The organism is Vibrio sp. 1751 (assembly GCF_033339895.1).
GTDB classification, from domain to species: Bacteria; Pseudomonadota; Gammaproteobacteria; order Enterobacterales; family Vibrionaceae; genus Vibrio; species Vibrio alginolyticus.
Genome location: NZ_JAWOVM010000089.1, coordinates 1 through 15,059, shown reverse-complemented (window position 1 = coordinate 15,059; position 15,059 = coordinate 1). Strand labels below are relative to the sequence as shown.

At 44.4% G+C, this 15,059-nt stretch carries 10 protein-coding genes and 4 tRNA genes; 5 read left to right on the top strand and 9 right to left on the bottom strand.

What is annotated here, in order from left to right; genetic code table 11:
- Positions 1 to 191 precede the first annotated feature (191 nt).
- From nrdA to yfaE, 3 genes are all read left to right on the top strand, one after another.
- Positions 192 to 2,474 (top strand): class 1a ribonucleoside-diphosphate reductase subunit alpha, encoded by a 2,283-nt coding sequence (nrdA, locus tag R7041_RS19710; RefSeq protein WP_005376819.1) that lies wholly within the window; start codon positions 192 to 194, stop codon positions 2,472 to 2,474.
- A gap of 83 nt (positions 2,475 to 2,557) precedes the next feature.
- The gene (gene nrdB, locus R7041_RS19705; RefSeq protein WP_005376818.1) at positions 2,558 to 3,691 is read left to right on the top strand and encodes a class Ia ribonucleoside-diphosphate reductase subunit beta; all 1,134 of its coding nucleotides are present in this window, start codon (positions 2,558 to 2,560) and stop codon (positions 3,689 to 3,691) included.
- On the top strand, positions 3,691 to 3,972 hold the full coding sequence (gene yfaE / locus R7041_RS19700) for a class I ribonucleotide reductase maintenance protein YfaE (protein ID WP_005376817.1): 282 nt from the start codon (positions 3,691 to 3,693) through the stop codon (positions 3,970 to 3,972). The genes nrdB and yfaE overlap by 1 nt, the downstream gene beginning before the upstream one ends.
- A 96-nt stretch (positions 3,973 to 4,068) precedes the next feature.
- Here yfaE and R7041_RS19695 read toward each other — a convergent pair whose 3' ends face one another.
- The gene (locus R7041_RS19695; RefSeq protein ID WP_005376816.1) at positions 4,069 to 5,301 is read right to left on the bottom strand and encodes a CinA family nicotinamide mononucleotide deamidase-related protein; all 1,233 of its coding nucleotides are present in this window, start codon (positions 5,299 to 5,301) and stop codon (positions 4,069 to 4,071) included.
- Between the two features lie 191 nt (positions 5,302 to 5,492).
- Here R7041_RS19695 and R7041_RS19690 point away from each other — a divergent pair, with 191 nt between their 5' ends.
- Together R7041_RS19690 and R7041_RS19685 are read left to right on the top strand one after the other, a co-directional pair.
- Positions 5,493 to 6,395 (top strand): DUF3943 domain-containing protein, encoded by a 903-nt coding sequence (locus R7041_RS19690; protein ID WP_206949302.1) that lies wholly within the window; start codon positions 5,493 to 5,495, stop codon positions 6,393 to 6,395.
- 221 nt (positions 6,396 to 6,616) lie between these two features.
- Positions 6,617 to 7,129, top strand: coding sequence for a glycine cleavage system protein R (locus R7041_RS19685; RefSeq protein ID WP_005376814.1), 513 nt, complete (start codon positions 6,617 to 6,619; stop codon positions 7,127 to 7,129).
- A 77-nt stretch (positions 7,130 to 7,206) separates the two neighbouring features.
- On the opposite strand, the gene nspC is transcribed toward R7041_RS19685, so the two are convergent.
- The 8 genes from nspC to pgsA form a co-directional block, all read right to left on the bottom strand.
- On the bottom strand, positions 7,207 to 8,340 hold the full coding sequence (nspC, locus tag R7041_RS19680; RefSeq protein ID WP_005386789.1) for a carboxynorspermidine decarboxylase: 1,134 nt from the start codon (positions 8,338 to 8,340) through the stop codon (positions 7,207 to 7,209).
- Positions 8,341 to 8,443: 103 nt separating this feature from the next.
- Positions 8,444 to 9,688, bottom strand: a complete 1,245-nt coding sequence (locus R7041_RS19675; RefSeq protein WP_012841628.1) for a carboxynorspermidine synthase — start codon at positions 9,686 to 9,688, stop codon at positions 8,444 to 8,446.
- 18 nt (positions 9,689 to 9,706) lie between these two features.
- Positions 9,707 to 12,583 carry a pyridoxal phosphate-dependent class III aminotransferase gene (locus R7041_RS19670; RefSeq protein WP_054730795.1) on the bottom strand — a complete coding sequence of 959 codons (2,877 nt, stop codon included), beginning with the start codon at positions 12,581 to 12,583 and terminating at the stop codon, positions 9,707 to 9,709.
- A gap of 897 nt (positions 12,584 to 13,480) precedes the next feature.
- Positions 13,481 to 13,556: transfer RNA gene (locus R7041_RS19665), tRNA-Gly, on the bottom strand.
- A gap of 13 nt (positions 13,557 to 13,569) precedes the next feature.
- Positions 13,570 to 13,656: transfer RNA gene (locus tag R7041_RS19660), tRNA-Leu, on the bottom strand.
- Between the two features lie 78 nt (positions 13,657 to 13,734).
- Positions 13,735 to 13,810 (bottom strand) — tRNA-Gly (locus R7041_RS19655).
- Positions 13,811 to 13,847: 37 nt separating this feature from the next.
- Positions 13,848 to 13,921 (bottom strand) — tRNA-Cys (locus R7041_RS19650).
- 462 nt (positions 13,922 to 14,383) lie between these two features.
- Positions 14,384 to 14,941 (bottom strand): CDP-diacylglycerol--glycerol-3-phosphate 3-phosphatidyltransferase, encoded by a 558-nt coding sequence (gene pgsA / locus R7041_RS19645; protein ID WP_005394805.1) that lies wholly within the window; start codon positions 14,939 to 14,941, stop codon positions 14,384 to 14,386.
- Between the last annotated feature and the right edge of the window lie 118 nt (positions 14,942 to 15,059).

Below are 15,059 nucleotides of genomic sequence, written 5' to 3'. Positions count from 1 at the left end.
ATCTGTACCTTGATAAATCAGTGTAATAGCACTATCTTGTAACCCGCAAACAAATGAACCCCTATATGTTGTGTTTAAGCGACAATATATAGATAGACTTTGATCACAAAGCCGCCGCAAGCTTTACTCATATTGCACATAAACAAACAAAAATACGGCTTTTATCAGTTTTCTTAGGGAAATAAAGCAGAATGAACCAACAACTTACCGTCACCAAGCGTGATGGCCGTAAAGAAAGTATCGATCTGGATAAAATCCACCGCGTTATCACTTGGGCTGCAGAAGGTCTAGATAACGTTTCGGTTTCTCAAGTAGAACTTCGCGCTCACATCCAGTTTTACGACGGCATCACAACGACAGATATTCACGAGACAATCATCAAGTCTGCGGCAGACCTGATCTCTGAAGAGACTCCGGATTACCAATACCTAGCTGCTCGCCTAGCGGTATTCCATCTGCGTAAAAAAGCGTATGGCCAATACGAGCCACCAACGCTTTATGATCACGTGTCTCGCCTCGTCGATATGGGTAAGTACGATCAACATATTCTAGAAGACTACACAAAAGCAGAACTCGACGAACTTGATGCGTACCTCGACCATAAACGCGACCTAAACTTCTCATACGCGGCAGTTAAGCAGCTAGAGGGTAAGTACTTCGTACAGAACCGTGTTACGGGCCAAATTTACGAAAGTGCTCAGTTCTTATACATCCTTGTAGCAGCGTGCTTATTTGCGAAATATCCAAAAGCGACACGTCTTGATTACATCAAACGTTTCTACGATGCGACATCGACATTTAAGATTTCTCTACCTACGCCAATTATGTCTGGCGTGCGTACCCCTACTCGCCAGTTCAGCTCATGTGTTCTGATCGAGTGTGGAGACAGTCTTGATTCTATTAACGCAACAGCAAGCTCAATTGTTCGTTATGTATCTCAGCGCGCTGGTATTGGTATCAACGCAGGTCGTATCCGTGCATTAGGCTCAGAGATTCGCGGTGGTGAAGCATTCCACACTGGTTGTATTCCGTTCTACAAGTACTTCCAAACAGCAGTAAAATGTTGTTCACAAGGTGGTGTACGTGGTGGCGCAGCTACTGTGTTCTACCCAATGTGGCACGGTGAAGCACGCTCACTAATGGTACTTAAGAACAACCGTGGTGTTGAAGAAAACCGTGTTCGTCACATGGACTACGGTGTTCAGTTAAACAAACTGATGTACCAACGTTTAGTTGAAGGCGGCAATATTACGCTATTCTCACCATCTGATGTACCTGGTCTGTACGACGCATTCTTCGAAAACCAAGAAGAGTTTGAGCGTCTATACGTGAAGTACGAGAACGATCCTTCAATCAAGAAAGAAACGGTTAAAGCGATTGAAATGTTCACTCTGCTAATGCAAGAGCGTGCATCAACGGGTCGTATCTACATCCAGAACGTGGACCACTGTAATACTCACAGCCCATTTGATTCTGAAGTCGCTCCAGTTCGTCAGTCGAACCTATGTTTAGAAATCGCACTGCCAACGAAACCATTAACTAACGTTGAAGATGACTCAGGCGAGATCGCACTGTGTACGCTTTCTGCATTCAACTTAGGTGCTATCAAGTCTCTAGATGATTTCGAAGAGCTATCCGATCTTGTTGTTCGTGCGTTAGATGCACTGCTTGATTACCAAGATTACCCTCTACCAGCGGCATACAAATCGACTATGAACCGTCGTACGCTAGGTGTTGGTGTGATTAACTTTGCTTACTACTTAGCGAAGAATGGCGTGAAATACTCTGACGGTAGCGCGAACGGCCTAACTCACCGTACGTTCGAAGCAATGCAGTACTACCTATTGAAAGCATCTGTAGCACTGGCGAAAGAACAAGGTAAGTGTCCTTCATTCGACGAGACGAACTACGCGAAAGGCTTACTGCCGATTGATACGTATAAGAAAGATATCGATCTAATTTGTGACGAAGCGCTGCACTACGACTGGGACAGCCTACGTAAAGAAATTATGGAGCACGGCCTACGTAACTCAACACTGACTGCGCTAATGCCTTCTGAGACTTCTTCTCAGATTTCAAACGCAACTAACGGTATTGAGCCACCACGTGGTTACGTTTCAGTAAAAGCTTCGAAAGACGGTATCCTGAAGCAAGTTGTACCAGAGTTCACAGAACTTAAAGACAGCTATGAACTGCTTTGGAATATCGGTTCGAACGACGGTTATCTACACCTTGTGGGTATTATGCAGAAGTTTGTTGACCAAGCTATCTCTGCTAATACTAACTACGACCCGTCACGTTACGAGACTGGCAAGGTTCCAATGAAGAAACTACTTCAAGACCTGCTAACAGCGTATAAGTTTGGTGTGAAAACGCTTTACTACCACAACACTCGTGATGGCGCGAAAGATGAACAGAAAGATGCTGTTCAACCACAAGATGACGATTGTGCTGGCGGCGGTTGTAAGATTTAATCTTCCCGTACCTAGCGAACCCGTAAAGACAGACTATCGATAACCTCCCCCTTACGGGGAGGTTTAAAAGGAATTGAGGCATTATGGCTTACAGTACTTTTAACCAAAAAAAGAATGACCAATTGAAGGAACCAATGTTCCTAGGTCAATCAGTAAACGTTGCACGTTACGACCAACAAAAGTTTGAGATTTTCGAAAAACTTATCGAGAAACAACTTTCTTTCTTCTGGCGTCCAGAAGAAGTAGACGTATCTAGCGACCGTATCGATTACAACAAACTTCCAGATCACGAGAAGCACATCTTCATCTCTAACTTGAAGTACCAAACGCTTCTTGACTCTATCCAAGGCCGCAGCCCTAACGTGGCACTGCTGCCGCTTGTGTCTCTGCCAGAACTAGAGACTTGGATTGAGACTTGGTCTTTCTCTGAAACGATTCACTCTCGTTCTTACACACACATTATTCGTAACATCGTGAACGACCCTGCGGTGGTGTTTGATGATATCGTTGAGAACGAGCACATTCTGAAGCGTGCAAAAGACATCGCGCACTACTACGACGATTTGATTCAAGCGACGAATGATTACCATCGCTACGGTGAAGGTGAGCATGTCCTTAACGGTGAAACGGTTAAGGTTAGTCTGTACGATCTTAAGAAGAAGCTGTACATCTGTCTGATGTCTGTTAACGCATTAGAAGCTATTCGTTTTTACGTAAGTTTCGCATGTTCTTTCGCTTTCGCAGAACGCGAACTAATGGAAGGTAACGCGAAAATCATCAAGCTGATCGCTCGTGACGAAGCACTTCACTTAAACGGCACGCAGCACATGATCAACCTGCTACGTAACGGTCAAGATGACTTCACTTTCATGCAAATCGCAGAAGAGGCAAAACAGGACTGTTTTGACCTATTCAAAGAAGCAGCTGAGCAAGAAAAAGAGTGGGCAGAGTATCTATTCAAAGATGGCTCTATGATCGGTCTAAACAAAGACATCCTAAGCCAATACGTTGAATACATCACAAATATTCGTATGCAAGCGGTAGGTCTACCAGCAGCGTATCCAGAAGCAACAACCAACCCAATTCCATGGATTAACGCTTGGTTGTCTTCAGATAACGTTCAAGTTGCGCCTCAAGAAGCAGAAATCTCTTCTTACCTTGTGGGTCAAATTGACAATGAAGTTCGCGCAGATGACTTCGAAGGATTCGAGCTGTAATGGCAACACTCAAAATCAACAAACTGATCAGCATTGAATCCAACCCTTCCAATACGATTTTGGAAACAATGGAGCAAGCTGGCCTATTACCAGAATACAACTGCCGTGATGGGCACTGCGGCGCCTGTCGCTGCAAATTGGAGTCTGGTGAAGTGGAGTATGTTGGTTTTGCCATGGCTTACACACAAAGTGATGAAATATTACCTTGTATCTGTAAAGCAAAATCAGATTTGTCACTTAGCGGCGTTAACTACGCGATGAAAGAAAAGCAGCGCGCATAACGTTGACTCGACGGTATAAAATGCAAAAGCCAAGGTAATCACCTTGGCTTTTTTGTCTCTGTGTTTTGTCTCTCAGACTACTGTAGAGAGCTTTGGTTATAAAGCACTGCTCGGGAGGTGCATCTCTTTAACTTTCTCTAAAAATGCATAATGCGCAAACATCGGTTTACGTTCTAGGTAGCGACGCAACAAGTCTAATGCTGCCGTGCTGATCACTTTAACTTGATCACTGCGCTGATACTTTTTCGAGAGTTTATATAACGCTCCCCACTCGCCTGACGGTGTCGATAAAGCGACGGAAAAAACACCCTCTTCAATATGGCCAGTAACGAGTGATAAATCCGTCCCACACTTCTCTCGCGTAGCACCAGCCAGAGCAAACGTTTCTGCTAATGGATCTCCGCTGTTGGCCATCGCTTGAGTCAGGCTCGGTAGTATCCAACCATGCCCTAGTTGCTTTTCAGCGTTTTCATCACCGTTTAGCCAGTACGTTAAGTATCCTCCGCTACTTTTTTCGGAGGTCGACACTGTTAGTCCTTTATCGACCAACAACTGGCCGACATTTTCAACCATAGGTAAGTCAATACTAACGGTATTACTCTCAAGGTGTTTATTAATTATCTGTACGAGTTTCAAACGCTGTTCAAGCTGATCTGAAGGACCAAAAAGTTTCACTTCAATAAAAGGCAAGTAAGAGCGATACCCTAGCTCATAGCCTTGAGGAAGTTTTAGCTGATCTAGCTTATCTGAAATACCGGATTCAGACAGACCAAACGTGTAGATTCGGCTACAACATGAACCTTGCACATCGGGAAACACTCTTCTCAGATCGGGAAGAATTTGCGTCTCTGCCATGAGCTTAAATTCACTTGGTACACCCGGTGTGAAATAAAAAATGGCATCATTAATCAGCATTTTGAAACCGCAAGCAGTGCCTATCGGGTTGTCCAATATCTCTGCCGTTTCTGGCAGCATTGCTTGCTTTAAATTACTGTCCGGCATAGGGATGCCACGTCGAGCATACAAACTTTCTAGATGCTGCAACCACTCTTTGAATAGCACCAGTTTACAATCGGCGGCTCTCGCGGCGGCGGCGGCACTCATGTCATCCGTTGTAGGGCCTAAACCACCATTAACAATAACCACATCGTTGTTAAAGCTGAGCATTAAAAACTCTTCAACCAAACTCGATAGGCTATCGCCAACCGTTGAGCGCTTTGTTAAGCCAAATCCATGTTGATAAAACAGGCTAGACAACCATGCCGCATTAGTATCAACAATATCACCGTGGAGGACTTCCTCACCAGTACTAAGCATTGCTATTTTCACAACTGACTCCTGAACGTAAGCACAATCCTATTTTCGTTATAGCGCTTATTTTTCTTTTTATTTGGACAAATCTCGCCGAGGTTTGTTGGGACTAAATAAGGGTCAAGTGTTTAAATGATTGATGTTTTGAGGGATAATTACGAGCCCGAACATACACCATTAACTCGGAGACCTTTGTGTCAAAATCATCCATGTTCAAGACGACTCTAACAGGCCTTTGCTTGGCTTCGTCAGCGCTTGCGCACGCAAGTCACTATGACCTAAGCCGTCATACAGAGTTTTCTTACACACCTGATTGCTTGTCAGGTTACTGCGAAACGACGACTCTGTACACCTTCGAGGCTCAAAATCGCGGTGTTATGTATGAACAGAATAATGATGATTCGCTAAACCTTGACGCAGGGCTTCAGCCTAAACATCTCATCATCCCTCAAGATAAAGACTGGGATTACCTGATGGGTCAAACCTACACCATTCTAGGTCTCAGTATCGCGACCGTAGGCATGATGACTTTTCTTCCAGAAAGTATCACCAAATGGGACGAAGAAGACCGAGACATGAGTAAGTTGGGGCAAAAGTGGAAAGATAATGTCTCTGACGGCCCCGTTTGGGATCGCGATGAACATGTCCTCAACTACATCATGCACCCATATTTTGGCGGCGTTTACTACACGGCAGCACGTCACGCTGGCTATAATGAATTTCAGTCGTTTTTGTACTCCGCAACTATGTCGACGTTCTTTTGGGAGTATGGCGTGGAGGCGTTCGCAGAAGTACCATCTTGGCAGGATATTTTTATCACACCATTCTTTGGTGCTGTTGTTGGTGAAATGATGTTAACGGCTGAGCAAGACATTATTGCAAACGGCGGCGAAGTTATGGGCTCTGAAACCGCAGGTGATGTTTCGCTCTTCTTCTTAAACCCTGTTGGACATATTCATTATTGGGTAACTGATGCATGGGGCGGTAGTGCAGAACTACAATTCAATTCATCACCTTGGTTTGGAAACCAAGATGTTGCAAAATTCGCCATGGACGCAGGCGCAAACTACGACAGTCAATTTTTTGGTGTCGAGTTAAAAGTAACCTTCTAATCCTAAGTTGATACTCGGTAAAAAGCAGCCTTACGATGGCTGCTTTTTTGTGCTCTGAACATTGTTTTAATTATTTCCATCACGAATTAGTGTTAAAAATTGACTTTCATCAAACATTACCTGCCCTTAGCACCTACACTAAATAAAAGGATTTATTCCAATAACTTAAGTAGCACGTTTATTCGTACTGCGTCCAAACCTTGATTCTAGGAGGGGACATTATGAACACCGTATTTATTGTTAATTTTGTCGGACAAGCGTCACCCGCCACGATTAAAGAGCTCGCTGCAATCACACACGAAAACGGCGGGAAATGGCTGATCAGCAAAGTAAACTTTATCGAAGACCAAGTTGCAGGTGTCATCAAAGTAGAGCTTCCAAGAGAAAATGCCGACATCGTTAAACAGGCGTTCTCTTCTTGTCAGACTCTTGTTGTTAGGTTCGTCGACTCTGAACCTCATTCATATCGTGAAGACACTATCTTCCAACTTCGTTTAGATGCCAACGATAGAGCGGGTATTGTGAATGAAATTACTCACGTTCTCGATAATCAAGGTATCTCAATTTTAGATATGGATTGTCAGCGTGTATTCATTGCTGGAGGCGGAGGGGTAAGCTCTAGCTTATTCAGCGCTAAAATGGCGATAAAACTACCTAGCGAGCTAGAAATTGAAGACATAGCCAATGAGTTAGAATCTCTGAGTGAAGACACTCGTGTAATTGTAGAAAGCTAACTGCATACCTTTAACGCTTCCCCAATAAAAAGAGCAGCAATTCAGCTGCTCTTTGTCGTTCTAATACTCAATACGTTTTATTTCACTGACCACTGAGACAGTGAACGTTTGAAATCAGAGTAGTCAAATTCATTCAGTTTTTGAATGTCACCATTCGAGCGTTCACAGTAGACCGACGGCATACGTAGACCGTTAAACCAGTTTAGTTTCACCATGGTGTAACCGGCACTATCTAGAATATGCAGACGCTGTCCTATCTCTAGAGGCTGTTCGAAGTTCGCCACGCAGAACTGGTCACCAGCCAAACAAGAGCACGAGCCGATCACATACTCATGTTCACCATTTTCAGATGCTTCAAGGATTGACGCTGGCTCATTGTAGATCAACGTATCTAAGCGGTGAGCTTCTGTGGCCGAATCGACAATCGCCGTCTTCTTTACGTTCTCTACAATATCAACCACTGTTACAACGAGATCAGTGGTCTTAGTAATTATCGCTTCACCCGGCTCTAAATACATTTGTACGCCGTGTTTCTCTGAGAACGCTTTAAGTGCTAACCCCAACTTCTCGATATCGTACCCCGGCCATGTGAAAAACACGCCGCCACCCATGCTTACCCAGTCCAGCTTATCTAGGTACTCGCCAAACTGAGCTGAAATAGCATCGAGTAAGCCGATAAACGCATCCACGTCTTTGTTCTCACAGTTCATGTGGAACATTACGCCATCAATACCATCAAAAATTTCCGGTTTGATGTGATCAGCCTGAACCCCAAGACGAGAGAATTGACGCGCTGGGTTTGCTAAGTCTTGCCCTGCATAGCTCACACCTGGGTTTAGGCGCAAGCCAATCGATGCTTTACCTTCGACAATATGACGATAAGCCGCTAGCTGTGACTGAGAGTTAAAGATCATCTTGTCACAGATGTCCGCCACATCGCGAACGTCATCTTCGCTGTAACCCACACTGTATGCGTGTGTCTCACCACCGAACGTTTCGTAGCCAAGCTTCACTTCAAACGGGCCAGAACTTGTTGTTCCGTCTAGGTAAGGCTTGATGATGTCGAATACACCCCATGTTGAGAAGCACTTCAGTGCTAATACAAGCTTCACACCAGAGATGTCTTTTAGCTGTTTTGCTTTCTCTAGATTCTCAATCAGCTTGTCTTCATTGATCATGAAGTATGGCGTTTTTAGTTCGTTTTGTTGCATTTTGATACCTTACGTCCCTTCGCCTTAGCAAAGACACTATAAAATCGAACAAAGCCGACGCAAGTGCATCGGCTTAAACGTACAAATAAGAGTCGCTAAATTCTTACTTCAATTTATGGATAACAGGTTGTCCTGGCTCCAGTTCTTGAACATGCCAATCTAGACCAATAGATGGCATGGTTTCTAGGAATGGGTCAGGATCTAGCTGCTCCATGTTGAACACGCCTTTGTCTGCCCATTTGCCACGGAAGAACTGCAAAGCAGCAGTGATCGCAGGTACGCCAGTGGTGTATGAGATAGCTTGGTGTTCAACATCTTCGTATGCGACTTCGTGATCAGCGTTGTTGTAAATAAATACACTGCGCTCTTTACCATCTTTCTTACCTTGAACCCAAGTACCGATACACGTTAGGCCAGTGTAGCCTGGTGCGAGAGATGTTGGATCTGGTAGTAGTGCTTTTAGCACGTGCAAAGGTTGAACAACCGTACCGTCGTGAAGCGTTAGTGGATCTGGGCTGAGTAGACCGATGTCGCGCATCACATTGAAGTAGTTTAGGTAACGGTCACCAAAGCCCATCCAGAATTCGATGCGTTTCGCCGGGATGAACTCTTGCATAGATCGAACTTCGTCGTGCGCCATTGAGTACACTTTGTGTGAGCCACAATTCGGGAATTCGAACTCAAGCATACGTGAGTGACAAGGTACTTGTTTCCACTCGCCGTTTTCCCAGTAGAACGAATCGCCTTGAATCTCAAGCATGTTCGTTTCTGGATCAAAGTTAGTTGCGAACTTCTTACCGTGGTCGCCTGCGTTTACATCCATTACGTCGATAGTATCGATTTCATCGAACAGATGCTTCACTGCGTATGCGGCAAACACCGATACTACGCCCGGATCGAAACCAGCACCAAGAATACCTGTAATGCCCGCTTCTTCAAACTTCTCACGGTAGCCCCACTGCCAATCGTAAGCTTGAGGTACTTGTTGGCCTTCAGAGCACAAGTCAACCGCAACAGATGTATCAAGGTATGACACTTTAGCTTGGTAACATGCTTCCATAATAGACATGTTCACCCAAGGAGGACCTGCGTTGATCACTAAGTCAGGTTGTACTTCTTTAATTAAAGCAACTAAAGAATCTACGTCGTCCGCGTTTACCGCTCGCGCTTCTAATTTCTTAGTTGAATCTTTCAGATTGTTTTTCTTCTGAATCGATTCGATGATTTTCTCACACTTACCTACGGTACGTGATGCGATTGTGATATCACCCAGAACGTCGTTGTTTTGTGCTGCTTTATGTGCAACTACCCAGCCAACGCCGCCTGCACCAATCTGTAGAATTGCCATAGTTTTCCGTTACCTTTGTTAAACTAGCTCTGCCGCTAGCGTATTGATTTTTGAGAGCAAAGATTCAAAGTCCGCCGTCGTCAGACACGGGTTCAAAATCGTAAATTTCAATGCAGTTTTATCGTCGACAATGGTTTCACCCAATACCGCGATACCGCGTGTTAACGCTTCTAAGCGCAACGTTTTGTTCAGTTCATCCAGATCCGCTGATTCATGTGTCGCGCGGAACAGAACCGTAGATAGTGATGGTTCAGCCAACAACTCAAAGTGTTTGTTATCTCGAATCATGTCCGCCACTTCAAGCGTCTGTTCAAGCAAATGATCATACATATCGCCTAGGGCTTTTGGCCCTACGCTTTGCATCGTCATAAACACTTTGAGCGCATCAAAGCGCTTAGTTGTCGCAATAGACTTATCCACCAAGTTCGGTAGTTCGTCGTGTTCGCGGTTCAAATAGTCTGCATGGTGAAGCAGGAATTTAAAGTTAGACTTGTCATTTACCAATAGCGCACCACAACTGATGGTTTGGTAAAACAGCTTATGGAAGTCTACGCTGATGGAATGTGCACGCTCACAACCTTTCAGACGCGCTTTTTGGCTACTTAGAATCAGAGCTCCACCGTATGCACCGTCGACGTGCATCCACATGTCATGTCTCGCTGCCATATCGGCGATAAAGTCTAAGTCATCAATAGCACCGTGGTCCGTTGTACCCGCTGTACCAACAATGGCAAATGGGATCAAACCTTCTGCTTTGGCCTGATTGAGAACTTCGTCTAATTTAGTGACATCCATCGTTCCATCGGCATTAGCATCGACGGTCATGACCGCTTTTTCACCCAATCCCATCCAAGACGCTGATTTTTGAACCGTGAAGTGGGATTTTTTCGAACATACAATACGTAGCTTGTCTGCGTATTCAGGAAGGCCAAGCTTTTGAATTGAGTGTGCACTGAGTTTGTCAACAATCCAATCTCGCGCAAGCATCAAACCCATTTGGTTACTTTGCGTGCCGCCGCTCGTGAAGATACCGTCCGCTTTTTCACCTAACTCATATTTATCGCATAGCCAGTTCACAACTTTCTGTTCAACATAAGTCGCTGATGAAGCTTGATCCCATGAGTCCATCGACTGGTTCAAAGCCGCAATCATTGCCTCTGCCGCAATCGCTGGCATCAACGGTGGAGTATGTAGGTGAGCAATACAATCTGGATGTTGAGTAAAAATTGCGTTTTTCGCGACCAGCTCAGCAGCATCGTCGATAACGGTTTTAAGAGGCGCATTTCCATTATCAAGATCAACGTCGTGAATCGCTGCTTCCAATGCTTTTGGATCCATACCTGAATACGGTGCAGTCACTTGTTCAAACACTGACTTCATTGCCGTAGTAGTGTGATTCATCACCGAAGCAAATTCATTGCTGCCCATCTCTCCAGTGTGGATGAAATGCTTCTTCCATTCATCTTGTGGCTGAGTTTCGATGTGACTACCGCCAGCGGCTAAAATCGCGTCTTCAAATACACGTAAAGCAAAGTCGATTTGCTCAAACGAGATGATAAGAGGAGGAAGGAAACGAATTACTGCGCCTTCGCGTCCACCTTTTTCAACGATCAAGCCACGCTCGAGTGCTGCGCGTTGAATAGAAAGTGTGAGTTCACTATCCGCTTGAGGTTCACCAAATTTATTGAGCTCACCGTCTGGATTTTTAATCTCCACGCCTAGCATCAAACCTTTGCCACGAACCTCTGCGATACAGTTTACACGCTTTTGAATACTCTCAAGGCCGTAACGCAGGTACTGACCCGCAATATTGGCATGCTCAACAAGGTTATCACGCTGGATAATTTCTAATGCTTTCGCACCAGAGACCATAGCTAGCTGGTTACCACGAAATGTACCTGTGTGCTCGCCCGGCTTCCATGTATCATGTTGCTTGTTGATAACCAATAGCGACATTGGTAAGCCACCACCAATTGCTTTTGATAAACACAGAATATCTGGAACAATGCCCGACTCTTCGAACGCGAAATTGTAGCCAGTTTTACCAATACCACACTGGATCTCATCGAAGATCAGTAAGATACCGTGTTCATCACAAATACGACGTAACTCTCGTAGCCAGAATGCTGGCGCAGGAACAACACCACCCTCACCTTGCACTGGCTCCACGATAATCGCGGCAGGCTTCATAATGCCTGACTCATCATCGTTTAAAAGACGATCGATATAGCGAATACTTGCTTTCGCACCTTCATCACCGCCAAGCCCAAAAGGACAACGCAGGTTGTATGGGAAAGGCATAAAGTGCACATCCGACATCAAACCAGTTCGACGCGCTTTCGTGCCTAAGTTACCCATCATCCCCATCGTACCATTAGTCATACCATGGTATGCGCCACGGAAGGCAAACATAGTGTTGCGACCGGTAGTCTGTTTCGCGAGCTTGATAGCAGCTTCAACCGCATCAGCTCCAGACGGGCCACAAAATTGGATAACGCTGTTCTCGCTTAACTCTTGAGGAAGAAAAGACTTAACAGATTGAATAAACGTCGTTTTTGCTGATGTTGCAATATCTAGCGTCTGATATGGCAGTCCTGAATCTAATTGCTCTTTCAGCGCTTGGTTTATTTCAGGATGGTTATACCCCAAAGCTAGAGTGCCTGCCCCCGCAAGGCAGTCTAGAAAGATCTGTCCACGCGTATCTTCAACCAAGCACCCAAAGGCTTGTTTAATTGCGATCGGCAAACGACGTGGATAAGAACGTACTTCAGATTCATGCTCAGCCTGATCAATCAATACTTGATCTGGCGTTAAGTCATACGTTCCCTCAACGATAGGAACCTGAGACGAAAAAATGTTTGCGATATTGCTATCGACTTCAAAGGCAGTGCTCATACTACATAATCCCTTGAATTATAATAATTCTGTATCCTGTATTAATAATCATTAGAATGAAATTACAGGAGGTGTGAATACCCCTCCGCATTTGTCAGTGCATAAATGACAAATACAGATCATCCGCCACGATACTCGCGACTTTATATGTAAAAGGGATTAATCAAGGTTCTGTAATGCACCCGTTTTGTAAAACAGGACATTTCGGCAGTATGAAGCTGATTAGTGTGTGTTTATTCAAAGGTTTCAATGTTGGGTTTCCCATTAATATGCCGCGTTTACAGCATTAGTATCCCGTCTATCGACAAAAGGCTTTGCCGATACCTACCCTACGCAGTGTCACAATCAGCTTGAATGGTCACTACGCGTATCCCCCAGAGATCAAACGTTGTTAATTACGCTCCGAGATTGCGCGCGAATTTATCACAAAATAAAATCTTCTGGCAACGATTTTTCATATTAGTAACAGTGATGTAAATCACAACAAAACATACCCCATTGCAACTCACATGTTCATATTCATGAGCTATGCTTTTCTGCTTCTCTCAAACAGCTGTTATTTAAACAAATATTCTTGAGATATCATCACCTCATCCAACAGAGGTTTAAGGTTGTGCTGCTTAATCGTAAAACATTCCTTTCTATATCCGGAACATTTAAAAAGATAGCATTCTCGTCACAGCTTTGCCTGGAGCAAGAGTGGTTATTCTCCACAAGTGATGGTTTAAACATAGACTAGTAGGAATGGCTAAGATGCATTGCAATGGCAGAATGAACAATCACTTGAGTCAATGAGACAAAGGGTTCGTTACTTAACGAAGTCTGTGACAGAAAAGAAGTTTGAGATTTTCAAAAAATACGAAAAAGGCCTAACATTTTCATGTTAGGCCTTAAATCTGGAGCGACACACGAGGTTCGAACTCGTGACCTCAACCTTGGCAAGGTTGCGCTCTACCAACTGAGCTAGTGTCGCATTTAATATGAGATGGTGCCCCGGGCCGGACTTGAACCGGCACAACGCGAACGTCGAGGGATTTTAAATCCCTTGTGTCTACCAATTCCACCACCAGGGCACACAAATATTCTTTGTGATGCCTTTACAGAAAAGTAAAACACCATCTGATACCGCTAAATGCCATATCAATAAAATTTGGAGCGACACACGAGGTTCGAACTCGTGACCTCAACCTTGGCAAGGTTGCGCTCTACCAACTGAGCTAGTGTCGCATTTATTCTCGAAAGCCATTCACTCTCAAAAGAATAATGGAGGCGCCTCCCGGAGTCGAACCGAGGTCCACGGATTTGCAATCCGCTGCATAGCCACTCTGCCAAGGCGCCTCATTTGTGAATAAAGCTAAGCTTTTTCACCACCCTTTCGAGCCGTGCTCTCTTGGGTACGGGATGCATTCTACGGATTCGAGCGATCGAGTCAACACTATTTTTATTTTTTTAAATCGTTTGACTAGAATTTGTGCGAAAGACGATGGATTGCTTAGTTTTAATACTAAAAATCGCTTAAATACACTTGTTTATCATAAAACTTTGGCTACGCCTTACACTGCTGGCCGTGCGTTGCGTGCATTGAAGTATTAATAATCAGAAGACTCGCCTCTCTAAGACTCTCCAAGGACAAAAACAAGACTTAGATCACAAATAGAACTCTATCGAAGCAAAAGCCCCAGATACAAATTGCAAACATGGCCGTTAGCAAGCATTGAAAAGCGAGAGAAGCCAAAAAATGCTGTAGATTGTCTTAGTACAAAAAAGCAGGCTATTAAGCCTGCTTTCTAACATCAGAATTTAATGGTGCTCTTCATTCAACAGATCGTCTTTCGCAGCAGCCAAATATTGAATCATTGACCAATATGTCAAGAAAGTTGCCACATACAAGGCCGCAAAGCCTAGCCAAACCATCCATTCATCGTAACGCCATATCAACACCCATAAGGCGAACATTTGCGAAACAGTTTTTACTTTGCCAACCCAAGATACCGCAACACTCGCTCGCTTACCGATTTCAGCCATCCATTCTCGCAATGCTGAGATAATGATTTCTCGCGCAATCATCGTTACCGCAGGAATGGTCACCCAAATTGAATGATAATGTTCCGTGATTAGAATCAATGCCGTTGCCACTAGCACTTTATCAGCGACAGGATCAATAAACGCGCCAAAACGAGAAGTTTGGCCAAGTTTACGGGCCAACATGCCGTCAAGCCAGTCGGTAAAACCCGCTACCCAAAACACCATTGCTGCTGCAAACGGTGCCCATGAATAAGGTAGATAAAAGACAACCACAAAAACAGGGATTAGGAACAGTCTAAGAAGAGACAGAATGTTCGGGATATTCAAACGCATTTTATTATTCTCTTACACATTGCGGCTTAATGTTGCGCGATTTTCCTTATTGTTTCAATGCTTGGAAAATAATTTCTGCTAAAGAGTGACTTATTCCCGGTACTTTGGCGATTTCTTC

What these genes read in the sequence shown, in the direction of transcription:
- nrdA (WP_005376819.1), top strand. Translation starts at nt 192, where the DNA reads ATGAACCAACAACTTACCGTCACCAAGCGTGATGGCCGTAAAGAAAGT.
- nrdB (WP_005376818.1), top strand. Translation starts at nt 2,558, where the DNA reads ATGGCTTACAGTACTTTTAACCAAAAAAAGAATGACCAATTGAAGGAA.
- yfaE (WP_005376817.1), top strand. Translation starts at nt 3,691, where the DNA reads ATGGCAACACTCAAAATCAACAAACTGATCAGCATTGAATCCAACCCT.
- R7041_RS19690 (WP_206949302.1), top strand. Translation starts at nt 5,493, where the DNA reads ATGTTCAAGACGACTCTAACAGGCCTTTGCTTGGCTTCGTCAGCGCTT.
- R7041_RS19685 (WP_005376814.1), top strand. Translation starts at nt 6,617, where the DNA reads ATGAACACCGTATTTATTGTTAATTTTGTCGGACAAGCGTCACCCGCC.
- nspC (WP_005386789.1), bottom strand. Translation starts at nt 8,340, where the DNA reads ATGCAACAAAACGAACTAAAAACGCCATACTTCATGATCAATGAAGAC.
- R7041_RS19675 (WP_012841628.1), bottom strand. Translation starts at nt 9,688, where the DNA reads ATGGCAATTCTACAGATTGGTGCAGGCGGCGTTGGCTGGGTAGTTGCA.
- R7041_RS19670 (WP_054730795.1), bottom strand. Translation starts at nt 12,583, where the DNA reads ATGAGCACTGCCTTTGAAGTCGATAGCAATATCGCAAACATTTTTTCG.
- pgsA (WP_005394805.1), bottom strand. Translation starts at nt 14,941, where the DNA reads ATGCGTTTGAATATCCCGAACATTCTGTCTCTTCTTAGACTGTTCCTA.